At 72.6% G+C, this 22235-nt stretch carries 21 protein-coding genes; 12 read left to right on the top strand and 9 right to left on the bottom strand.

Annotation, left to right across the window (positions count from 1 at the left end; all coding sequences use genetic code 11):
• The first annotated feature begins 18 nt into the window (after positions 1-18).
• On the top strand, positions 19-1662 hold the full coding sequence (locus RAN62_RS38865; RefSeq protein WP_305789888.1) for a serine/threonine-protein kinase: 1644 nt from the start codon (positions 19-21) through the stop codon (positions 1660-1662).
• Here the strand turns inward: RAN62_RS38865 and RAN62_RS38860 are convergent.
• Complete coding sequence (locus RAN62_RS38860) at positions 1659-4520, bottom strand: glycoside hydrolase (RefSeq protein WP_305789887.1); 2862 nt, start codon at positions 4518-4520, stop codon at positions 1659-1661. The two genes, RAN62_RS38865 and RAN62_RS38860, sit on opposite strands and share 4 nt — an antisense overlap.
• Positions 4521-4612: 92 nt before the next feature.
• The gene (locus RAN62_RS38855; protein ID WP_305789886.1) at positions 4613-5956 is read right to left on the bottom strand and encodes an APC family permease; all 1344 of its coding nucleotides are present in this window, start codon (positions 5954-5956) and stop codon (positions 4613-4615) included.
• Between the two features lie 71 nt (positions 5957-6027).
• Here RAN62_RS38855 and RAN62_RS38850 point away from each other — a divergent pair, with 71 nt between their 5' ends.
• From RAN62_RS38850 to RAN62_RS38835, 4 genes are read left to right on the top strand one after another with little or no spacing between them, the layout of a single operon-like run.
• On the top strand, positions 6028-6447 hold the full coding sequence (locus RAN62_RS38850) for a universal stress protein (protein WP_305789885.1): 420 nt from the start codon (positions 6028-6030) through the stop codon (positions 6445-6447).
• Between the two features lie 58 nt (positions 6448-6505).
• On the top strand, positions 6506-6994 hold the full coding sequence (locus RAN62_RS38845) for a SigE family RNA polymerase sigma factor (protein ID WP_305789884.1): 489 nt from the start codon (positions 6506-6508) through the stop codon (positions 6992-6994).
• 8 nt (positions 6995-7002) lie between these two features.
• A complete protein-coding gene (locus RAN62_RS38840; protein ID WP_305789883.1) occupies positions 7003-7779 on the top strand; it encodes a hypothetical protein in 777 nt (258 codons plus the stop codon).
• Positions 7780-7808: 29 nt separating this feature from the next.
• Positions 7809-8180, top strand: coding sequence for a PRC-barrel domain-containing protein (locus tag RAN62_RS38835; protein ID WP_305789882.1), 372 nt, complete (start codon positions 7809-7811; stop codon positions 8178-8180).
• A 4-nt stretch (positions 8181-8184) separates the two neighbouring features.
• Here RAN62_RS38835 and RAN62_RS38830 read toward each other — a convergent pair whose 3' ends face one another.
• The 3 genes from RAN62_RS38830 to RAN62_RS38820 all read right to left on the bottom strand — a co-directional run bounded on the left by RAN62_RS38830 (position 8185) and on the right by RAN62_RS38820 (position 11433).
• Positions 8185-9006 carry a hypothetical protein gene (locus RAN62_RS38830; protein ID WP_305789881.1) on the bottom strand — a complete coding sequence of 274 codons (822 nt, stop codon included), beginning with the start codon at positions 9004-9006 and terminating at the stop codon, positions 8185-8187.
• On the bottom strand, positions 8990-9427 hold the full coding sequence (locus tag RAN62_RS38825; protein ID WP_305789880.1) for a hypothetical protein: 438 nt from the start codon (positions 9425-9427) through the stop codon (positions 8990-8992). The genes RAN62_RS38830 and RAN62_RS38825 overlap by 17 nt, the downstream gene beginning before the upstream one ends.
• A 71-nt stretch (positions 9428-9498) precedes the next feature.
• On the bottom strand, positions 9499-11433 hold the full coding sequence (locus RAN62_RS38820; RefSeq protein ID WP_305789879.1) for a M6 family metalloprotease domain-containing protein: 1935 nt from the start codon (positions 11431-11433) through the stop codon (positions 9499-9501).
• 91 nt (positions 11434-11524) lie between these two features.
• Between RAN62_RS38820 and RAN62_RS38815 the strand changes: the two genes are divergently transcribed.
• The 4 genes from RAN62_RS38815 (at position 11525) to RAN62_RS38800 (ending at position 14830) form a co-directional block, all read left to right on the top strand.
• The gene (locus RAN62_RS38815; RefSeq protein WP_305789878.1) at positions 11525-12190 is read left to right on the top strand and encodes a DedA family protein; all 666 of its coding nucleotides are present in this window, start codon (positions 11525-11527) and stop codon (positions 12188-12190) included.
• Between the two features lie 69 nt (positions 12191-12259).
• The gene (locus tag RAN62_RS38810; protein WP_305789877.1) at positions 12260-12517 is read left to right on the top strand and encodes a hypothetical protein; all 258 of its coding nucleotides are present in this window, start codon (positions 12260-12262) and stop codon (positions 12515-12517) included.
• A gap of 26 nt (positions 12518-12543) precedes the next feature.
• Positions 12544-14280: a DEAD/DEAH box helicase gene (locus RAN62_RS38805; RefSeq protein ID WP_305789876.1), complete on the top strand. Its 1737-nt coding sequence runs from the start codon at positions 12544-12546 to the stop codon at positions 14278-14280.
• Between the two features lie 280 nt (positions 14281-14560).
• A complete protein-coding gene (locus RAN62_RS38800; RefSeq protein ID WP_305789875.1) occupies positions 14561-14830 on the top strand; it encodes a hypothetical protein in 270 nt (89 codons plus the stop codon).
• Here the strand turns inward: RAN62_RS38800 and RAN62_RS38795 are convergent.
• On the bottom strand, positions 14798-15610 hold the full coding sequence (locus RAN62_RS38795) for a helix-turn-helix domain-containing protein (protein ID WP_305789874.1): 813 nt from the start codon (positions 15608-15610) through the stop codon (positions 14798-14800). The two genes, RAN62_RS38800 and RAN62_RS38795, sit on opposite strands and share 33 nt — an antisense overlap.
• Before the next feature lie 101 nt (positions 15611-15711).
• Between RAN62_RS38795 and RAN62_RS38790 the strand changes: the two genes are divergently transcribed.
• Entirely contained in the window at positions 15712-16539 is an 828-nt protein-coding gene (locus RAN62_RS38790; protein WP_305789873.1) for an oxidoreductase, read from the top strand.
• Between the two features lie 106 nt (positions 16540-16645).
• On the opposite strand, the gene RAN62_RS38785 is transcribed toward RAN62_RS38790, so the two are convergent.
• Positions 16646-17326, bottom strand: a complete 681-nt coding sequence (locus RAN62_RS38785) for a lytic polysaccharide monooxygenase auxiliary activity family 9 protein (protein WP_498371887.1) — start codon at positions 17324-17326, stop codon at positions 16646-16648.
• A 112-nt stretch (positions 17327-17438) separates the two neighbouring features.
• Positions 17439-17999: a TetR family transcriptional regulator gene (locus RAN62_RS38780; RefSeq protein WP_305789872.1), complete on the bottom strand. Its 561-nt coding sequence runs from the start codon at positions 17997-17999 to the stop codon at positions 17439-17441.
• Between the two features lie 72 nt (positions 18000-18071).
• Between RAN62_RS38780 and RAN62_RS38775 the strand changes: the two genes are divergently transcribed.
• Positions 18072-19355: an alpha-hydroxy-acid oxidizing protein gene (locus tag RAN62_RS38775; RefSeq protein ID WP_305789871.1), complete on the top strand. Its 1284-nt coding sequence runs from the start codon at positions 18072-18074 to the stop codon at positions 19353-19355.
• Here RAN62_RS38775 and RAN62_RS38770 read toward each other — a convergent pair.
• Positions 19307-20866 carry a dolichyl-phosphate-mannose--protein mannosyltransferase gene (locus RAN62_RS38770; protein ID WP_305789870.1) on the bottom strand — a complete coding sequence of 520 codons (1560 nt, stop codon included), beginning with the start codon at positions 20864-20866 and terminating at the stop codon, positions 19307-19309. The two genes, RAN62_RS38775 and RAN62_RS38770, sit on opposite strands and share 49 nt — an antisense overlap.
• A gap of 278 nt (positions 20867-21144) precedes the next feature.
• Between RAN62_RS38770 and RAN62_RS38765 the strand changes: the two genes are divergently transcribed.
• Positions 21145-22164, top strand: coding sequence for a polysaccharide deacetylase family protein (locus RAN62_RS38765; protein ID WP_305789869.1), 1020 nt, complete (start codon positions 21145-21147; stop codon positions 22162-22164).
• The last annotated feature ends 71 nt before the right edge of the window (positions 22165-22235 follow it).

Below are 22235 nucleotides of genomic sequence, written 5' to 3'. Positions count from 1 at the left end.
TCGGCAGGGTGGGGCCGCGTGGAGACCGAGTCGACGTCGTCGCTGCGGCCGGGTGACCCGGCCCGGGTCGGGGACTACGAGGTGCTGGCCCGGCTCGGCTCCGGCGGCATGGGCGTCGTCTATCTCGCCCGCGACCGGGCCGGCCGCCGCGTGGCCATCAAGGTGGTGCACGGTCACCTCGCCGAGAGCGCCGAGTTCCGCGGCCGGTTCCGCTCCGAGGTGCAGCGGGCCCGCGAGGTGCCGTCCTTCTGCACGGCCGCGGTGCTCGACGCCGACCCGGAGGCGCCGCACCCCTATCTGGTGGTGGAGTTCGTCGAGGGCCCGTCGCTGGCCGAGGAGGTGCGGCGGCGCGGCCCGCTGCCCCCTTCCCAGCTGTACGCGGTCGCGGTCGGCGTCGCGACGGCCCTGACCGCCATCCACGGGGCGGGCGTGATCCACCGCGACCTCAAGCCGCACAACGTGCTGCTGGCCCCGGGCAGCCCGAAGGTGATCGACTTCGGCATCGCCCGCGCCCTCGAGTCCACCACGCAGCACACGCGCACCGGGGAGATCGTCGGCACGGTCAACTACATGGCGCCCGAGCGCTTCGACGAGCCGACGACCCCGCTCACGCCGGCCGCCGACGTCTTCGCCTGGGGCTGTGTCGTCGCGTACGCCGCCACCGGCCGGGCGCCCTTCGACGCGGACACGCCGATGGCGACCTTCGCCCGGATCCTCACCCGGCCGCCGGAGCTGGGCCGCCTCGACGGGCCGTTGCGCACGCTGGTGGAACGGTCGCTGGCCGCCGACCCGGCCGCCCGGCCCACCGCCCGCGAGCTGCTCGACCAGCTGCTGGGCGCGAGCCCGGCGGCGCCGGTGGCGGCCGCGCTGGACCGGCAGCCCGAGCTGCGGACGGCGGCCCGCGAGATGCAGGCGCCCCCGCCCCGCAAGCCCCGGCGCGGCGGCCTGATCGCCCTGGTCGCCGCGCTCGCACTGACTTTGACGGCCGGCATCGGGTTCGTCGCCCGGCAGACCGTCGATCCGATCTTCACGCTGCTGGACCGGGGCGCGGCCAGCGACGAGAGCGGCACCGACACGGACACCGTCGCGCTCACCGTCCCGCCCGGGGAGCCGCTGATCTCCGACGCGCTCACCACCGCCGGGTCGTGGACCGCCGGGAAAGGAAGCGCGGGCAGCTGCGTGAACACCGGTGTCGCCCTGGAGGTCACCCGGGCCACGCCCGGCACCGTGCAGTGCACCGGTCCGGCGACCACGCTGACCCGCGAGTACACCCTGCAGGTGACCGGGACGATCCAGCTGCCCGGCACCTGTTTCGCGGTCTGGCTCTCGTGGACGCCGGCCCGGGGCTACCGGCTGCTGGCCTGCGAGGGCAGCTTCACGCTCAGCCTGGAGCGCGGCGGGCACGCGAGCGAGGTGCTGCGCGTCTTCCCGCTCGGGTGGAACTCGCTGCCGACCGGCGAGCCGGTGCGCCTGCAGGCGGTCGTCCGCGACAACGGCATCACCGTCGGCCACGACGACATCCAGGTCGGCCAGAGCCCCCAGACGGAGCTCGACATCACGTCGGGCCGCGCCGCCGTCGGCCTCGTCACCGTGCAGGGAGGCGACACCCCGCAGGGCGCCGCCTCCTTCACGGACCTCACCGTCGAGAAGCTGGTCGATTAGCTCGCGGCGGTCAGCGCGTACACCTCGATCTCGCTCATCGTGATGTGCTGGGTCGGCCGGGCCGTCAGGACCACCCGGACCGCGTCGCCGGTCGCGCTCACCGGCAGGGTCACGACCGGAGCGGCGGACCCGCCGGAGGGTACGTCCACCGGGGCCCCCGCGTCCGCCCACGTGCCCGCCGCGTCCCGTACCCGCAGCTGCACACTTTGCGGGTAGCTGTCACCACCGTCGCGGTAGAACCAGACGGTGACCTTGCTCAGCACCCGCGGCGCCGGCAGCGCCACGGTCAGCGTGTCCGTGGTGTTCTTGGCGCCGGACTTCCAGTTGGACCACGCCTTGTCCGTCCGGTTGCCGTTGGTCAGCCCGGCGGGGGAGTAGCCCGGCTCGGTGAACGTCGCCGTGACGCCCGCCGTCGCCGCCTGTTCCTCGACCGGCTCGGTGACCGTGACGCGGACCGTCGCCGGCAGCGTGCGGCCGTCCCCGGCGTCGGCGCGCCCGGCGACCGTGACGACTCCCACCTGATCGAAGGCACCCGGCGCGGGCGCCACCCACGCGACGGGACGTTCGGTCCTGATCCCGCGCCGGCCCACGGCGGTCACCGTGGCGGGCAGCTCGGGAGCCCCGCCGACGAAGGTGCGCGCCTGGGCCGGGAGCGTCTTGACCAGCGTGTCGATCTCGACGGTCGCCGTCGTCCGGAACACGTGGCCGAGCGGGTCGGTCGCACGGCCGGGCACGGTGACCGTGCGCGGCTTCTTCCACGTCGAGGCGGGCAGCCGCTGCCAGGTGACCGGCAGGGTGCCACGCACGCCGTCCGGGCGTACCGCGCCGACCGTGGCCGGCAGCTGCGGCGCGATGCCCGGCGGGGTGAAGACCGTCGCCGGGCGCACGCCCAGGACCGTCTCGTCGATCAGCGTCCAGCGCTGGTTCGCGCCGGAGTTCGCGAGATAGGTCGACACCGGCGAGCCGTCCGCCGTGGCCTGGCCGCCGACTTCGAGCAGCCGCTTCGTGGCCGCGTTGATCAATGTGTACGTGCCGTCGCCGGTGGTCGACAGGATCCAGCGCGACGGCCGGGACGACAGAGTCACTCCGGTGCCCGTGTCGGTCAGGTAGCCCCCGGCCGAGGACACCGTGTACTCCGCCCGGTTGCTCGAACCGCCGGCGACCTTGGCGAGCGTCCACAGCTGGGTCGCGGACGCGGGGTCGGTGCTGCGGATGACCGTGCCGTCGAGCGACTTGCCACTCTGCACGCCCTCGAGGCGGTAGACGTGACCGCGCTGACCCACGGCCGCGTCCCGGGCCACGCCGGACACGCCGGTGACGAGCAGGGTGGTGACGGACTGAGCGGGTACCTCGATGGTCGCGGCCCGGTCGCGTACCCGGACGGGCTTGCCCCGGCGCAGCGCGCCGGAAGCGTCGGTGACGACCGGGGTGACCGTCGCACCGCGCGCGACGGACCCGAAGGCCGACAGGTCGAGCCGGACCGTGCGCGCCTCGTCGCCGTCATTGACGTGCACGACCGTGGCGCCACGCCCGTTCCTGGTGATCGCGGCAACGCTGGATGTGTCGTTCACCTGCACGAGCTTGTCGCCCGGCCGCACGTATTGGGTGAAGTTGCGGACGGTGTCGAACTTGGTGTTCGTGTAGATCGGGCACGTCGCGAGCGTGTCGGCGGCGGTGCAGTCGAACGGGAGCTGGATGCTGCCCCAGTTGGCGCCGGCCGCGCTCTCCCCGCCGGGCTTCATGTTGTCGTAGTCCTCGACCGGCTGCCAGAAGACCCACGCCGACGGTTCGAGCTCGCGCAGGTCGTCGACGATGTGCTGGGCCATGCCGAGGCCGGGCTCCATGCTCGTGAAGCTCTGCCCGGCGCCCCACGAGCCCTCGACCTCGCTCATCCACAGCGGCTTGCGCTCGCCCTTGGCGATGTCGCGGACCGTGGTGCGCTGCCCGGTCCCGTACGTGTGGACGTTGAGCTGCTTGACCAGGTCGCGTACCTCGGGGGTGTACGCGTTCCAGTTGGTGGCGAAGGTGCCGGGGTTCGTCTCGTCCATGGCCGAGATGACCGTGTCACTTCCGCTTTCCCGCAGAGAGGCGGCGAGCGCGGTGATGATCTGCTGCTGCAGGGCGGGACCCGCGTGGGCGCCCTCCTGGCGGCCGCCGGTCGGGTTGCCGTCGGGGCCGAGCTGCGTACCCCAGTAGTTGGTGTTGGGCTCGTTGAGCGGGTCGATCGTGTCGACCTTGATCCCGTGCGCCTTCTCCAGTTCCCGCGTCACGCGGGTGAGGTACGCCGCGAAGTCGTCCACGGTGTCCGCGCGGATCTGGTCCTGGCCGGCGTCGAAGTTGCCGGAGACGTAGCCGCTGTTCGTCTGGAACCAGGGCGGCGAGTTGCTGAACGTCTCCCAGTGGGTGATGTCCTGTTTGATCCGGTCGACCCACCAGCGCTGCGTCGCGTCGGCATCGAGGTTCCAGTGCGCCGGGTTCGCCGGGTCCCACCAGTCCTTGTCCGCGCGCGTGGTGCCCGCCGGCGCCCGCCACCAGCCCTCGACCGCGCCGCCCTTGCGCAGGTAGCCGGGCACGTCGGGCGCGTTGCCGCCGCCGATGTTGTAGCGGGCGATGTTGAGGTTGAGGCCGTCCTCCCCGAAGACGAGATCGGCCAGCTTCTCGCGGATCTCGGCGGGGTAGCCGCCGGTCGCGTTGGCGAACCAGACGAGGCTCGTGCCCCACCCCTCGAAGGCCTGCCCCTGGTACGCGGGATCGGGGCGGACGGTGACCTCGTCGGTGGCTCGTGCTTCCGCGTGGGCCGGGGTCGCCCCGAAGCCCACGATCGCTGCGGCCAGCGCAGCGGTGATCTTCTGTCGCACCGGATGTCCCTTCGTAACGTCAGCGACACACGGCGATGATGTTAACGCAAACATCCATGCCGTTGAAGATCCACTTCAGCGAGGCGGGTGGGTCAGTTCTGGCGGGCCCGGCGCTGGGTGAAGAACGTGACGGCCCACAGGATGATGCCGATGACCAGAAGGACCCCGGCGACGCGGTAGTCGGCGCCGGCGCGGCCGGAGAGCGGGCTGGCCAGATAGGCGCACGCGATCGCCCCGACGACCGGGATCGCCGTCGGGGCGCGGAAGTGGTCGTGGTCCACGCGGTCGCGGCGCAGGACCAGCACGGCGATGTTGACCACGGTGAAGACGCAGAGCAGGAGCAGCGACGTGGTGCCGCCCAGCGCCGTCAGGTCCGCGAACCAGATCAGGCCGAAAGCGATCACCGTGGTGAAGACGATGCCCACCCAGGGCGTACGCCGTCCGGGGTGCACGCGGCCGAGAACGCGGGGGAGCACGCCCTCGTTCGCCATGCCGTAGAGGAGCCGGCTGGCCATCAGCATGTTGATGAGGGCACTGTTGGCCACGGCGAACATCGTGATGAAGGCGAAGATCCACAGCGGGAAGCCCGCCGCGCCCGCCTCGACGACCTTGAGCAGCGGCGCGTCGCCCTCGCCGAGCTCGTCCGGGGCGACCAGCGCGACCGACGACAGCGAGACCAGCACGTAGATGACGCCGGTGACGCAGATGCCGAGCAGCATGACGCGCGGGAAGATGCGGACCGGGTCCTTGGTCTCCTCGGCCATGTTGACCGAGTCCTCGAAGCCGACCATCGCGAAGAACGCCAGCGCCGTCGCCGCCGTGACCGCGAAGAACGGCGACTCGCCCTCGGCCGCGTTGAAGTCGTTGAGCCGCGACAGGTCGCCGTCGCCGCCGCCGATGGCCCAGGCGCCGATGCAGATGACGATCAGCAGGCCGGTCAGCTCGACGCAGGTGAGCAGGACGTTGAGCTTGACGCTCTCGCCGACGCCGCGGAAGTTGATCAGCGCGACCAGCGTCATGAAGCCGAGCGCCACGGCGGTCAGCCCCACGCCCTCGCTCAGGGTCAGGTCGAAGGCCTCGGCGAAGTTCTCCGCGAACGCCTTCGACGCGCTGGACGCCGAGGTGAGCCCGGAGCACATGACCGCGAAGGTGACCAGGAACGTGAGGAAGTGGATGCCGAACGCCTTGTGCGTGTAGAGCGCCGCCCCGGCCGCCCGCGGATACTTCGTGACCAGCTCGAGATAGCTGAACGCGGTGAGCAGGGCCACCACGAAGGCGCAGAGGAACGGCAGCCACACCGCGCCGCCGACCTCGGACGCGACGCGACCGGTGAGCGCGTAGACGCCGGTGCCGAGGATGTCGCCCACCACGAAGAGCAGCAGCAGGCCCGGTCCCATGACCCGCTTGAGCGCGGGCTGCTCGTGCGTCTCCACCATCTCTTCACGTTAGGTGATCCAGAGCACACTCGCTTGTCGACACTGGACTTCTTTCCGGGCACGATGGGCGCATGCGCATCGTGCTGGCAGCAAAGCCCGGCGCCGACCAGCCGTGGGTGGCCGACGCCGTCATCGACCTCGCCCGCCAGACCGGCGCCTCGGTCGCCGTCGTCGCCGTCGACGCGGTCGAACTCGAGCGTCTCGCCGCCGCCCCCCGCAGCGTCTCCGCCGACCGCGCCGAGGAGGCCGTCGCCGCCGCCGCGCAGCGCATCGCCGGCGCGGGCATCGAGGTGACCACGACCGTGCTGCCCGGCCGCCCGCTCGAGGGCATCCTCGGCTTCGCCGAGTCCGAGGCGGCCGACCTGGTCGTGGTCGGCTCCAGCGGCCGTCCCGCCGTGGCGCAGCGGCTGCTCGGCAGCGTCCCGCTCGAGCTCATCAAGAAGTCCGCGCGCCCGGTGCTCGTCATCACCCATCCCCACCGCGGGAGCTGATGCAACCTTTCCCGCCCCCGGTCTCGTGTTTGACCCGACCGACGAGACGGGAGAGGACATGAGCGACCGCGACGCGGCGTTCGCCGAGTACTTCGCGGCCCGGTCCGGGGCGATGCGGGCGACGGCGTACCTGCTCTGCGGCGACTGGCACCGGGCCGAGGACCTGGTGCAGACGGCGTTCACCAAGCTGTACGTGCACTGGCCGCGCGTGACGAGACACGAGACCCTCGACCCGTACGTGCGGCGGGTGCTGCTCCGCACGTTCATCGACGACGGGCGTCGCGGGTGGCGCCGGCGCGAGCGCCCGTACGAGCAGGCCCGGGAGCCGACCGGCGACCAGCCGGACCCGGACGACCGGCTGATGCTGGTCCGGGCCCTGTCCGCCGTGCCGGCCCGGCAGCGGGCCGTGCTGGTGCTCCGCTACTGGGAGGACCTCTCCGTCGAGGCCACCGCCGCCGCCCTGAACTGCTCCACCGGCACCGTCAAGAGCCAGGCCTCGCGTGGTCTGGCGACCCTGCGCACCCTGCTGTCCGTGACCACGAGTTAGGCAGATCCATGGACGAGAACGAGCTCCGCCGTGCCCTGCGGACGACGATGACGATCACACCGCCCCCGATGGACAGCGCGCCGGTCGTGGCCGCGGGCCGCCGGGCCGTACGCCGCCAGACCGCTGCCGCCGCCCTCGCCGCGGCCGCCGTCGTGGGCGTGACCACCGCCGTCGCCGGCGCCGCCCTGCAACCACCCGAGACGCCCGCTGCGGGCCCCGCCCCGGCGAGCCTCTCACCCGTCCCCACGCCGACGGCCGCGGACACGAAGCCCGTCTGGCCGCTCGACGGCGACGGGCAGCCGCAGCAGGACGCCACCGCCCGCTCCGGCCCGCGCTACGAGCAGGGCAGGAAGCTGCTCCGCGAGCTGCGCGCCGCGGTCCCGTCCGGCTGGATCGTCGCCGCCGAGCCCGCACCGCAGCACCAGGCCCAGGTCGGCGGCGACAAGAGCGGCTCGACCTGGGAATACCTGGCGTCCACGGCAATCAGGAAGAACGGCCGGTCCGGTGAGCTGATCGCCGAGGTCCACACCCCGGGCAACGCCCTGCCGGCCGGCCTGTGCGCGACCGGCCGCGCGTTCTGGTCGATGGGCGGCACCTGCCGGTTCGTGACCGTGGGCGACACGCAGGTGGCCGTGGTCGAGGGCGGAGCCGACGCGCAGCTGGACCAGTGGGCGGCCTATCGTCACCCGGACGGCACGGTGGTCTTCGTGGCCCAGCGGGACCCCGCGCTGACCCGGCAGCAACTCGCCGCCCTGGCGGTGCGGGAAGGCTTCCACCTGGCATAGGCGCGCCGTCGATGGGTACCAGTGCAACCATGATGGTGAAGCTGAGCGAGGCGAGCCGCCCGGCCGCCGACCACCGCCGCGACATTCGCGGCCGGCGCGTCACGGACAGCGCCGGCCGTCCCCTCGGCACCGTCGAGGACCTGGTCCTCGAGGACACCGGAGACACCCGCTACCGCCTCCTGCGCGTCGAGCACGGCGGCGTCATGGGCTTCGGCGCCACCCCGTCGCTGATCCCCTTCGAGGCCGCCCGCGTCACCCCGGCCGAGGTGCGCATCGCCCGCCCGGCCGCCCAGGTCGCCGACGCGCCCCTCTACGACCCGACGGTCCCGGACTTCTGGGACGAGCTGTACGCGTACTACGGCTGCGCACCCCTCGAAACGGCCCCGCTGCTGGCCGCGTAGCGGATCATCGAGTCCGGCGCAGCTCCACCCGCACCCGGTCGTCGTCGCGCAGAACGACGGCCGGGACCGGCGCGCCGCTGCGCCAGTCGCGGGGCAGCAGGAACCACCGGTCGTTGCGGTAGACGAGCAGACGCAAGCCGTCGTAGCGGTGCGGAAAGGCGCTCGCCCCGCCGGACCGGGTGTGCCGGATGCCGGCTCCGGCGAGGCCGAGGTCGTCCACGCTCAGGACGGTCGCCTCGGCCAGGCTGCCCGCCGCCAGCGACACCGCGACCCGCTCACCGGTGCGCTGCGCGTAGACGGAGAACGCCCAGAACAGCCCCACGACCACCAGCCCGGCGACGATGCCCCGGCGCAAGATCCGCTCGGCCGGCTCGCCCTCGGCGCCCGGCCATCGGCTCGCCGCGAGTTCGATCAGCAGCGCCCCCGCGACCAGACCCACCGCGGCGTGCAGCGGGTCGGTCTCCCGGTCCCGGCCGAACAGGACGGCCAGCCCGGCCGCGGTCACCACGAGCCCCGCGAGGCCGAGCTCGATCAGCGCCGCCGGGCCCAGCCGCGTCATCAGCCGGTGGACGGCGAGGGCCAGCGCCGCCCCGGCGAGCAGGGCGGCGCACGGCCGGAACGCCACGCCCGCGCTGCGCAGCAGGTAGTCCTGCGGCGTGTACGCCACCAGGCTGGCGTCGATGCCGAAGTGCCCGAAGACCGCGTTCGTCCGCACCCAGCCGAAGTAGTAGAGCAGCCCGCCGAGCGTCGCGAACGGCGTGGCGACGAGCCCGGCGAGCTCGAGGAACCGGACCAGGGCCGTCGTCCCGTCAGCCGCCGGTGGCATCGAGCGACTTCGCGCGCTCGTAGAGCTCCCGGGCCGCGCCGGACCGCCACTCGTAGCCGTCGAGCGAGTCGAGGCCGGTCGACCTGCTGGCGAGGTCGGCGAGCCCCTCGTCGTCGCCCGCCTCCCGCAGGGCGTCACGCTCCGCCTGCACCGCTTCCTCCAGATAGGCCGTCACCTCGGCGGTCGATTCCGGATCCGCTGGCGGCCGGACGCCCGGAATCTCGTCATCGGTGTCCGACAGCTTGGTCGGCCGGGGCTCGACGCCGGGGATCTCGCCGCCGGGGATCTCGTCGCCGGCCGGCTCTTGAGCCTCCGCAGCCGTCCTCGTGCCCGTGCCCGGCTCGTCCCCCTGGCCGCCGTTGCACCCGGCCGGCGCGGCGAGGAGGGCCACGAGCAGTCCGCTCAGGAGTGGTTTCTTCATCACCTCATCGTGCGACCGGCGCGGTCCGGACGCGCATCCTCGGAACGGTCGCACGACGGCGATGATCGGTGTCAGTAGCGGATGACCGTGCAGCGCTTGGTGGCGGTCCTCGCCGGGTCCGACTCGGAGGTGGCGGTCAGGGTCACCGTGCCGGTGAGGGCGGCGCCGTGGGCGGCGGCCACGGCGACCTCCACCTTCGTACGCCCACCGGCCGGCGCCGAGGCGAGCGCGTTCGGCAGCTCGGTGCGCCAGCCCCGGCCGGCCACGGTGGCGGACAGGCGGTAGACGTCGGTGGCCGCGCCCGTGTTGGTGAGCGGGAACGCGCAGGTCACGCCCTGTCCGAGCGGGCGGCCGGGCGAGCTGACCACGCCGGTGCCCAGGCGTACGCCGGCGTTGTCGGCGCCGGACGACAGCGAGCGCGCGGCCACGGTGTACGACAGCTCGCCCGCCCGGTTGCGGTGCCGGCCCAGGACGTAGAAGTGCAGCTGGTTCGGCTCGTCGACGTACTCGTACTCGCTGCCCGACCGGGTGCCGGCGTGGAAGAGGGCGTCGGACAGCTGGCGGTAGTCGCCCATGGTGATCGTGGCGGCGGTGCCGTCGGGGCGGGTGAAGTCGACCAGGTCGATGTCCTGCGGGTTGGCGTCGATCACCCATTGGAAGGGCTGGCGGTCCTGGTCCTTGGTCTTGCTGATCAGCACGCCGGAGTCCGGGGTGAACGAGTCGGATCCCATCCGGTCGACCACCTCCACGGTGTAGTTGTCGTAGCCGCCGCCGTCGCAGAGCACCCCCTCACACGTGGGGGACTTGTCCGAGCCGAGGTCGATGGTCAGGCCCATCAGCCGCGAGCCGGGATCCACGGCCCGGGCGGTCAGATCCGCGACCACGACACCATTCAGATCATCGACCCGCAGAATGTTGCCCGAGCCGACCAGGCCGATCTTCGCCTTGTCGCGCAGGGTGTGGAGCGAGCCCATCGAACCACCGTGCACGGCCGGGATCTGCCAGCGGGTGTGCGGCCCGCCGGGCCCGTTGAAGGAGCCGCGGGACATCATCGACCAGGGACCGGTGTACGCCCGGCGCAGTGGCGTCCCGTACGGATTGTTGTAGTTGTCGCCGATCGTCAGCAGGTGGCTCAGCTCGTGCGCGTAGACGGCCAGCCCCGAGCTCTCCGCCTGGGTCGACGAGCCGCCGCCGGCGTTGGGCCAGATCGTGGCGGCCGACGCCCACGAGGTCCAGTCGACGTAGCGCGTCCTCGCGTAGTTGGGCTGTGGCTCCACGGGTGGCCCGAAGGGATCCGGGACGTCCTCCTTGGATCCGAACTTCATCTCGCCGAACTCCTGCCATGTCGACGACTCGTCCTGTCCGGCGGAGAGGATGAACACCAGCTCGTACGAGTCCGCCACCGCGTCGCCCACGTCGGCCCGCCACGCGCCGAGCCCGTCCGTACGGATGTTGCGGTTGCAAGTGGATCCCACCGGGCACATGCCGGGATTCATGTCGTTGCTGATCCCGTACTCGTAGGCCGGGTGTGGCATCCGATAGGCGCCGTAGGCGGTCAGGTCGACGCCGAAGCGCCCGCCCGAGTCCTCCATCCAGTACTCGTGCAGCGTGTGGCCCTGGTTGAGCTCGTTCGGGGTGTTCAGCAGGTCACGGTAGTAACCGGGGACGTCCGCGCGGTCGAGCCCCGACACGGCCGGCTGCGGGTTGCCGAAGATCGTCGAGCCGGCGGGTCGCGTGACCACGAAGGGCTGGTCCGGGTAGTCGAGCGTGACGAGGGCGATGTCGAAGTCGCGGACCGAGCCGCGGCGGGCCGGGTCGTTCCAATTGGTGCCGGGCGGGCGTACGTAGTCGGACCAGGTCATGTGGTCCGGGTTCTCCCACCGCTGCGGGTCGAGGACGGCGAACGGGTCGGACGCGGGCGCGGCCGCGGCGGGCGTGGCGACGAGCAGCGCCCCGCCGAGCAGCCCGGCCGCCATGGCATGGATGACTTTCGATCTATTGGGCACGAGGGCAGTATGGCCCCTAGGGGTCCGCTCAGGGGAGCACCAAGGGATCACCCGATGGTCCGGGCGCGCGCGGCCCGGCAGGCTCACAGTCATGCCCGCCGATCTGATGCACGCCGCGACCGCCTTCGTCGAGTGGCTCGCCACGCTCGGCACCGTGCCCGTCCTGGCGGTGCTCCTGCTGTCGAGCGCCGTCGAGATGACCTTCCTGCTCGGCCTGCTGATCCCCGGCGAGTCGGTGGTCATGATCGCGGCCGCGCTGCCGCGCACCCCGGCCGGCGTCCTGCTGGTGGTCACGGTCGGGACGGCCGGCGCGCTGGGCGGCCAGATCCTCGGGTACGCCGTCGGCCGCGCGTGGGGCCCGCGGCTGCGTACCACCCGGCTCGGCCGTCGCATCGGGCCGGCTCGGTTCGACAGCGCCGAGGCGTACCTGCGCAGCCGGGGCGGCCCGGCGCTGGCCCTGGTCCGCTTCGTGGCCGTGATCCACGCCGTGGTGCCGATCGTGGCGGGCAGTGTGCGCATGCCGTTCGGCCGGTTCGTGGCGTGGTCGGCGCTCGGCACGGTGCTGTGGGTCGGGGCCTTCGCCGGGGTGGGCGTGGCGACGTCGGGCGCGGGTGCCTCCGGCTCGGTCGCGCTCGTCCTCACCGCTATCGGCGCCACCTGCCTCGGCGCGGTGCCCGCCGCGGCCCGGCTGGTGCGCCGCCGCCGGCCCCGCCGGCGGCCGCTCCGGCGACGCGAGAGTGTGATCTCGGTCGCGTAACCCGTGGTGAGGGGCCCGGAGAGGTGGTCCGGACGGGTGACATCGCCGCGGGGGCACTACCCTTGGCGGGTGACCGACGTAGCAGCAGCCCCCGAGACCGCCGAGACCGAGACGGTCCCGGACCTCATCGCCACCCATTACCTCACGAGCATCGACGACGTCGTCGAGCACCTGCGCGCCGCCAGCCAGCTCGGCCTCGGCGTCCGTCTCCAGACCTACCTCGAGACCGAGGAGGACGGCGAGACCCTGGGTGAGCGCTGGGAGCTGGAGCTGCTCACCTCGTCACCGGTCCACGAGGCCGCCGACGAGATCACGCCGGCCGAGTGACGATTTCCCCCACCGGAGAGTTGACGATGACCACCGCGGATGCCGCCGGCCCGGACGAGGCCGGCTTCGCCGGGCTCGGGCTGCGCCCGGAGCTGCTCGAGGCGCTGACCGCCCTCGGCTACGAGGAGCCCACCCCGATCCAGCGGGAGGCCATCCCGCCGTTGCTCGAGCGGCACGACGTGCTCGGGCAGGCCGCCACCGGCACCGGCAAGACGGCCGCCTTCGCGCTGCCGCTGCTGCACCAGTTCGGCCAGAGTGCCGACGGCTCGGGCTCGGGCCCGGCCGCCCTGGTGCTCGTGCCCACCCGTGAGCTCGCCGAGCAGGTCTCGCAGGCCGTCGACAGCTACGGCAAGGGTCTCGGCGTGCGGGTGCTCCCCGTCTACGGCGGCACCCCGATCGGCCGCCAGGTGCAGGTGCTGCGCCGCGGCGTCGACATCGTCGTCGGCACCCCCGGCCGCGTCCTCGACCACATCGCCCGGGAGACCATCGACCTCTCCGCCGTGCGCACCGTCGTGCTCGACGAGGCCGACGAGATGCTCGACATGGGCTTCGCCGAGGACATCGAGGCGATCCTCGACGAGACCCCGGCCGAGCGGCAGACCGTGCTCTTCTCGGCCACGATGCCCCCGCGCATCGACGCGATCGCCCGCAAGCACCTGCGCGAGCCGGTGCGCATCCAGACCGGCCGCCCGCAGCTCGACCCGGGCGAGCTGCCCAAGGTCAAGCAGAGCGCCTACATGGTCGCCCGGGCCCACAAGCCCGCCGCGCTCGGCCGCATCCTCGACATCGAGGCGCCCACCGCGGCGATCGTCTTCTGCCGCACCCGCGAGGAGGTCGACGAGCTCACCGAGGTGCTCAACGGCCGGGGCTACCGGGCCGAGGCGCTGCACGGCGGGCTCAGCCAGGACCAGCGCGACCGGGTCATGGGCCGCCTGCGGGCCGGCACCACGCAGCTGCTGGTGGCCACCGACGTCGCCGCCCGCGGCCTCGACATCGAGCAGCTGACCCACGTCGTCAACTACAACGTGCCGTCGGCCCCCGAGGCCTATGTGCACCGCATCGGCCGGGTCGGCCGCGCGGGCCGCCAGGGCGCCGCGATCACCCTGGCCGAGCCGCGCGAGCAGCGCATGCTCACCACGATCGAGCGGCTCACCCGTCAGCCGATCGCGATCGAGGACGTCCCGTCGGTGGCCGAGCTGCGCGCGCGCCGCCTGGCCCGCACCCAGGCCTCGATCGAGCGCACCCTGGGTGACGACGTCACCGACCTCGACCGCTTCCGCGGGGTGCTGGCCGAACTGACCTCGGCCCGCGACATCGAGGAGGTCGCGCTGGCGGCCATCAAGATGCTCCACGAGGCCTCGGGCGGCGACGGCGACGACACCGAGATCCCGGCCGTCGCCCGCACCGCCCGCGACCGCGGCCGGGAGCGCCCGGGCCGCGACTGGTCGGGCCGCGACTCCCGCGACGGGCGGGGCCGCGACGACCGGGGCCGGCCCGCCCGCGGCCGCCCGGCCAACGCCGGGTCGGCCCGCCTGTTCCTGGGCATCGGCCGCCGGGCCGGCCTGCGGCCGCAGGACATGGTCGGCGCCATCGCGGGCGAGTCCGGGCTCAACGCCCGCGACATCGGCGCGATCGAGATCCAGGACCGGTTCTCCCTGGTCGAGGTGCCGGAGCGGGACGCCGACATGGTGATCGCGGCCCTGCGCGGCGCCACCATCCGCGGCCGCAAGGCCACGGTCCGCCGCGAGCGCCCCTACAACTGATTCAGGCGCTGACGCCCCACGGCCACCGGACGACGGTGAGCCGTGGGGCGTTCTCGTGTCCGGCCCTCACGCCCGGGCCAGCGGGGCCGGCACGCTCCGGTAGGCGTCCTCGAGCCCGGGCCGACCGGCGGGCGGGGGCGGTGACAGGGTCGTCCGGCGCGGTCACCGATCATGGGGGCATGGAGAATCGGGAGGCGCCAGTTGTCACGCTCTGCGGCTCGACGCGGTTCGAGGCGGAGTTGCGGAGGTCAACCAGCGGCTCACGCTGGCCGGGTGTGTCGTGCTCAGCCTCGGGCTGTTCCGGCTGCCCGAGCGGGCGGGCTACGACTGGGCGGCCGACGCCGAGGATTTGCGGGGGCGGCTGCGCGACGTGCACTTCCGGAAGATCCGGATGGCGGACGAGGTGTACGTGGTGGATCCGGGCGGCTACGTGGGCGAGTCGACGCGGCGGGAGATCGCCTATGCGGAGGCGCTCGGCAAGCCGGTGCGCTATCTGAGTCAGGAACGCCCGGGCGGGTCAGCGGGAAGCGCCCACGGCGCCGGCCAGTGACTCGAGCTTGCTCCGGGCGTCCGTGCCCGGCCGGGGTGTCGAAACCACCAGGCGCAGGTCCGAGGGCTGGATCGTCAGCACGCTGGTGTCCAGGGCGATGGCGCCGGCCGACGGGTGCTCGGCGATCTTGTGGGCGCTCTGGTGGTCGGCGACCTCGCGCAGCGCCCACAGCTCACGGAAGCGCTCGTACGCCTGCAGGTGCGTGATCAGCGCCGCGAGCTCCGGGTCCTGCGGATAGCGGCCCGTCGTGGTGCGCAGATCCGCGACCAGCGACTCCTCGAAGGCGGCGCGCTCGGCCGGGGTCATCCGGGTCCGCGACCCCGCCCCCGCGAAGTGCCGGAGCAACAGGCTGGCGCCGACGTCGCCCGGGTCGCCGAAGGTCGCCGCGAAGATCGGGTTCCAGTGCAGCAGGCGCCACATGGCGTCGTAGACGGCGACGGGCTGGGCCGCCAGCTGATCCATGATCCGGTGCAGGCTGTCGGGGATCAGCCGGGGCACCCGGTCCGGGGTCGCGGCGTGCCCGGCGAGCCGCAGCAGGTGGGCGTGCTCGTCGCCGGAGAGCGCCAGCGCGCGGGCCAGGGCCGAGCAGACCTGCGCCGACGGGGTCGCCGCCCGGCCCTGCTCGAGCTGGACCACGTAGTCGACCGAGATGCCGGCCAGCGTCGCCAGCTCGCTGCGCCGCAGCCCGGGCACCCGGCGCGGGGAGACGTCGGGGAGTCCGGTGGTCGCCGGGTCCACGCGGTCGCGCCAGGCGCGCAGTGCCGTGCCGAGTCGCTCCATGCCGACAATGATCGCGCGCCGGGGGCCGCGCCGGGTGGTACAAGCTTTACCAGTGAAGGCTTCAGCTCCCGGCGGGCCCGGCGGCGGGCCAGGCTGGGGGCATGACAGACACGATCACTCTCGGCGGCGACCTGGTGCTGAGCCGCATGGGCTACGGCGCCATGCAGCTGGCCGGACCCAACTCCTTCGGGCCGCCGCGGGACCGGGCCGAGGCCGTCCGGGTCCTGCGCACCGCCGTCGAACTGGGCGTCACCCACATCGACACCAGTGACTACTACGGGCCGGCGGTGACCAACGAGATCATCCGCGAGGCCCTGCACCCGTACCCGGCGGATCTGCGGATCGTCACCAAGGTCGGCTTCCGGCGCGGGCCCGGGGGCAGCTGGGAGCCGTCGCCGCACAACCTGCGCGAGCAGGTGCGGGACAACCTGACCCGGCTCGGGGTGGACACGCTCGACGCGGTCAACCTGCGGGTGGCGGGGGAGGGGCCGGTGGCCGAGCTGTTCGGGACGCTGGCCGAGCTGCGTGACGAGGGTCTCGTACGCCATCTGGGTCTGTCGAACGTGACCGCCGCCCAGGTCGCCGAGGCCCGCACGGTCGCGCCGGTGGTGTTCGTGCAGAACCTCTACAACGTGGTCCTGCGCACCGACGACGCCCTGGTCGGCGAGCTGGCCGCGGCGGGTATCGGCTTCGTGACGTTCTTTCCGCTCGGTGGCTTCAGCCCGTTGCAGTCGGGCGCGCTGGACGAGGTGGCCGCCTCGCTCGGGGCCTCGCCGCAGCAGGTGGCGCTCGCCTGGCTGCTGCAGCGTTCACCGAACATCCTGGTCATTCCCGGTACGTCGTCCGTGGCGCACCTGCGCGAGAACGTGGCCGCCGCGGATCTGCGGCTGCCCGCGGAGGCCGTCGCGAAGCTGGACGCCCTGGGGTGAGGGAACGAGGTGGGCGCCTCGTTCCCTCAGGGAAAGTCACGCGGTGAGGAGCTGGGAGCGCTCCCATCGACGAATGTAACAGTCGTCACACGCGCGTAACAAGGGCTCAGCCGAAGGTGATGTCGCTGCAGAAGTAGTAGTTCTGATCGGCGTGGCTGGCCTTCCAGATCGTGTAGACCAGCGCCCGGCCGGTGCGCCCGGACAGGTTGACCTGCAGCGTCTTCTCCCAGCCGCCGGCCGCGACGGGCGTCCACTGGGCCACGGGCGTGTTGCCGATCTCGGTGACCAGCTGCAGGTCGGACCACTTGAGGGCGGTCGTCACCGGGTTGAAGCCGGCCTTCGTCACGTACACCCGGATGTAGTCGGCGCCGTGGCCGGCCTGGTCCCAGAGGCGCACCGGGAACGAGGTGCCGACCGTGGTCGCCTTCCAGTTGCCGACGGCGTCCATGGCCGCGTACCGTCCGCTCTGCGACCGCCCGGCGCTGCACAGCTGGCCGTCGGCGATCACGCCCTGGTGGTTGCCGGCGACGCCCTCGCGATAGAGGCCGTTCCAGTTCCACATGGCGTTCGGGTCGGCCTGCCACGCCTGCCAGCACATCGGGTCCTGGGTGGCCATGGCCGGGTTCTGGAAGTCGGAGCCCCAGCGCTGCCAGCAGCCGTAGTTGCGCGACGTGGGCCCGGTGACGGTGCCGTGCGCGCCGGCCGGCACGTTGAGGGTCGTCAGCGCGGCGCCGAGGACGCCCGCGACGGTGGCGAGGGTGATGCCGATTCGTGCTCTGCGGGGCATGGTTCAGCTCTCCTGAACTCGCAGGGTCGGGGGATCGGCGGCGACTGCCCGGATCGCCGCCCACCGCGTGACCGGTGTGCCGGTTCCACCCTCCTCAATCGATCGACGATTGTCAATCTGTGAGGGTGCCCAGCAGGGTCAGCGTGGACCCGGTCAGTGCGGCCAGATCGGTGTCGCCGGCGCCGTCCAGCCACCGGCGGTAGGCCGCACGGAAGACCTGGCTGCCCGCGTTCGCGGCGAGCTCGGCGACGCCGGGATCCACCCCCCGCTCCCGGAGCGCGTCGCGGAAGCCGTCGGCCAGCTGCTGCTGCTTCATCAGCTCCCGCTCGTGCAGCCGGGGGTTCGAGGTGATCATCGCGTCCCGCAGGCGCTGGGTCTCCCGGGACCCGAGCGTCGTCCAGTCGAAGCCGGCGAGGGTACGCACCACGGCCCGCAGCGGCTGCGAGACGTCGTCCGCGGCGAGCAGATCCCGGACGAGCGTCTCGTTGAGCGTGTCCGCGTCGGCGAAGAGCACCTCCTCCTTGTCCGGGAAGTACCGGAAGAAGGTCCGCGTGGTGACGCGGGCGCGCGTCGCGATCTGGACGGCGCTGGTCTCCTCGAACCCTTGCTCGGCGAAGAGCTCCAGGGCGGCCTGTCGCAGCCGTTCCGCACTGCCGTGTTCCCACCGGGGCATGGCGTCAAGATACCCGCGGCGGGACCGGCCGCTCCGAGGGTGTCCCGGCCGGCGACGGCTTAGGGTGCCAGCATGGAAACCATCGGCGCCGGGCTGGCGCGGCAGGCCGCGATCTATCGGGCCGGAGCACTCGGGCACCGGCCCGCCGTGCCCGCGGGCTTCGCCGCTCTGGAGCGCCGGGCGCGCCGGGTGAGCAGCCGCACCGCCTGGGCGTACGTGGCCGGGGGCGCGGGCGAGGGCCGGACGATGCGCCGCAACCGGGAGGCCTTCGACCGCTGGGCCGTCGTGCCGCGCATGGCCTCCGGGGCGGCGTCGCGTGATCTGTCGGTCGACCTGCTCGGCGTGCGGCACCCCACCCCGGTGCTGCTCGCGCCGGTCGGGGCGGCCGAGCTCATGGGCCGCGACAGCGACGTCAGGATCGCCCGGGCCGCCGCGGCGACCGGGACCGCGTACGTGCTGTCGAACCAGGCCTGCAACCCGATGGAGCAGTGCGCGGCCGCGCTGGGAAAGACGCCGCGGTTCTTCCAGCTCTATTGGAGCAAGGACGAGGGGCTGGTCGACAGCCTGATCGCGCGGGCCGAGGCGATCGGGGCCGGAGCGCTGGTGGTCACGCTGGACACGACCGTGCTCGGCTGGCGGCCGGCGGACCTGACGCTCGGTTCGCTGCCGTTCGCGCAGGGCATCGGCATCGCGCAGTACACGTCCGACCCGCGCTTCCGCGAGCTCGTCGCGGCGCGGGCCGGAGGAGCGGCGCGGGCCGGCCGTCCCGGGGCAGGGGCTGTGCGGACCGCGCTCGGGCTGGCGCGGCACCGAGTGTCGCGCGCGGCTGTCGAGACGTTCCTCGACGTCTACTCCAACCCGGGGCTGAGCTGGGATCACCTGGCAACGCTGCGGGAGCGTACGCGGCTGCCCGTCATCCTCAAGGGAGTCCTGCACCCCGACGACGCCCGCCGCGCCTTCGACCTCGGCGCCGCGGCGGTCGTCGTGTCGAACCACGGCGGGCGGCAGGTGGACAACGCGATCGCCGCGCTGGACGCGCTGGTGGACATCCGGGCGGCGGTCGGGCCCGAGCCGACGCTGCTGTTCGACAGCGGCATCCGTACGGGGGCCGACGTCTTCACCGCTCTCGCCCTCGGCGCGGACGCCGTCCTGCTCGGCCGGCCCTATGTCTACGGGCTCGCGATCGCCGGGCAGCGCGGCGTCGAGGAGGTCATCCGCAACGTCGTCGCCGAGCTCGATCTGACGATGGCCCTGAGCGGCACCCCCAACATCCCGTCGATCACGCGCGACCTGCTCCGGGAGGTGGCTCAGATCCAGCGGCCGCCGAGCCACATGCGGGCGGACCAGTCTTCGTAAGTCAGCAACTGGCCGACGAAGAGCGGGTGGAAGTAGGCGAAGCAGACGGCGACCAGGGCGACGTAGATGCCGGCGACGACCGTGCCGACCAGCTGACGGTCGGTGCGGGCCGCGCCGGTGGCGATGCCGGATCTCGGGGTCATGAGGGCGCCGAGGACGTAGACGACGGCGAGGATGAGGAAGGGCAGGGCGGGCAGGGCGTAGAAGGAGAACATCGTGCGCCCGTCGGCGACGGCGAAGTAGAACCACGGGAGCAGGCCGGCCACGACGCCCGTGCCGATGGCGAGGGCGCGCCAGTCGCGGCGGGCGATGCCGAACCAGAGCAGCGCGGCCAGGGCGGGCAGGAAGGACCACCAGAGCAGGGGCGTGCCGAGCAGCAGGATCTCGCTCACGCACTTCGGGGCGCCGCAGCCGGTCAGATCGGGCGGAGCGTAGAACGACACCGGCCGGCCGATCAGCAGCCACTGCCACGGCCAGGACTGGTAGCGGTGGGCCTCGGTCAGGCCACTGTGGAACGTGTACGCCTCGTGGTGGTAGTGCGCCAGGTTGAGCAGCGCGCCGATGACCGGCGGCTCGCTCATGCCGTTGGCCTCCCGGTAGTGCCGGAACCAGCCGACGTCCGTGACCAGCCAGCCGGTCCACGTGGCGACGTAGGTCAGGACGGTGAGCGCGAAGCTGAGCAGGAGCCAGCTGACGTCGCCGAGCAGCCCGGAGCGGGCCCAGCGGCGGATGCCGGCGGAGCGGCGGGCCTGCAGGCGCCACAGGACGGCGAGCGCGGCGAGGAACGGCGCGAAGAACAGCGCACTCCACTTGATGCCGCAGGCCAGGCCGAACGTGACGCCGGAGACGAGCAGCCACCACGGCACGATGCGCGGGCGCCGGTTCGCGGGGTCCCAGCCCTGCTCGAGGGCGCGCAGCAGGCGGCGGCGGTAGTGGTCGCGGTCGAGGAGCATCGCCGCGAACGTCATGAGGACAAACAGGCCGAGGAAGATGTCGAGCAGCGACGTGCGTGACAGCACCATCTGGAAGCCGTCGAGGGTCATGAGCAGGCCCGCGGCGCCGGCCAGGACGATCGAGCGGAACATGCGATAGGCGACCCGGATGAGGATCAGGATCATCAGGATCCCGGCGATCGCGGCGGGGAAGCGCCAGCCGAGCTCGGTGTTGCCGAAGGCCTTCTCGCCCAGGGCGATGAGCCACTTGCCGAGCGGCGGGTGCACGACGTAAGCCGGGCCGTTGGTCTTCTCCGGATCCCATTCGACGCCGTGCTGCAGCATGTCCCAGGCGTCGGTCGGATAGTAGACCTCGTCGAAGACGTATCCCCGGGGCCGGCTGAGGTTGTCGAGCCGCAGGACGGCCGCGATGGCCACGATCAAACCCGTCACCACCCACGAGTACGGGTTCAGCCAGTTGTCGAGCGTTGCCAGCCGCCGCCGCACGATGGCGGGCACGCCGCTCGCGGGCTCCGGAGCGGGGGCCGGAATGCGTTCCGTCTCGATCGCCAAGGTCACGCCGCGATCCTAGGGGCTCCCGCAAGTGTGCCGGGGACAGCCGTCCGAAAGTTTCGGCTCTCAATGGGTTGTCGCACAGTCGAGTCAAAAACCGTTGGAGCACCTGGAGGCATCCCGAAACTATCGGAAGATTCCCGGAACTAAGCATTGACGATCGGCTTTCGCGCGTCGCACCATGTGACAACGACGTTTGTCGATGGGATGCGATGCGGTCGTCGCCACCGGCACCCCGCGTCCCCGCTTCCTCCGCTTCCTCCGCGAGACGAAGGTGATCCCCCATGACCGTACGTAACAAGGTGGCCGCCGCCGGACTGGCCGGCCTGCTCGCCGCCGCCGGACTGGCCTTCCTGGCCCCGTCGTCCGGTGCGGCGACGGCGGCCCCCCTCGACCAAGGAGCGCGGATGGCCGCATCGTGTCCCAACGGCTACGTGGGGCTGACCTTCGACGACGGCCCGAACCCCTCGAACACGACGACCCTGCTGAACACGTTGCGGCAGAACAACGTCCGGGCGACGCTCTTCAACGTCGGCCAGAACGCCGCGGCCAACCCGTCCCTCGTCGCGGCCGAGGTGGCGGCCGGCATGTGGGTCGCCAACCACAGCTACACGCACCCGCACATGCTGACGCTGAGCGCCTCGGCCATGTCGTCCGAGCTGTCCCGCACCCAATCCGCCATCCAGGCCGCCGGGGGCGGAACACCGAAGATCTTCCGGCCCCCGTACGGCGAGACCAACGCCACCCTCGAAGCGGCCGCGAGCGCCCTGGGCCTGCGTACCGTCACGTGGCAGGTCGACTCCCAGGACTGGAACGGCGCCAGCACCGCCCAGATCGTGCAGGCCGCGAGCAGGCTGACCGACGGCCAGCTGATCCTCATGCACGACCAGTACGCCACCACGATCGCCGCCATCCCGCAGATCGTTGCGGGCCTGACCAGCCGGGGTCTCTGCGCCGGCATGATCTCCCCGACGACCGGCCGCGCCGTGGCCCCGGACGGCGGCAGTGGCGGCCCGACCACGCCGCCGCCCTCGGGTGGCAATTGCACGGCGACCTATAGCGAGGGCCAGAAGTGGAGTGACCGCTTCAACGGCCAGGTCACGGTGGCCGGCTCGAACGCGTGGACGGTCACGGTCACCGTCACGTCCCCGCAGCGGGTCATCAACACCTGGAACGCGGCCGTGAGCTGGGACAGCACGGGCAACGTGATGACGGCCCGGCCCAACGGGAGCGGGAACACGTTCGGCTTCACGATCCAGCACGGCGGCAACTGGAACTGGCCCGCCCTGACCTGCCGCGCCTGACGGCCCCGGCGCGACCATTGACGTCTCGCCGCGACATCACTACGGTGATGTCTCGGCGGGACATCAGGTTG

The organism is Symbioplanes lichenis, assembly GCF_030709675.1.
In the GTDB taxonomy this organism is placed as follows: domain Bacteria; phylum Actinomycetota; class Actinomycetes; order Mycobacteriales; family Micromonosporaceae; genus Actinoplanes; species Actinoplanes lichenis.
Note: the sequence above shows the minus strand (reverse complement) of the source record. Positions and strands in the feature narration are given on the sequence as shown.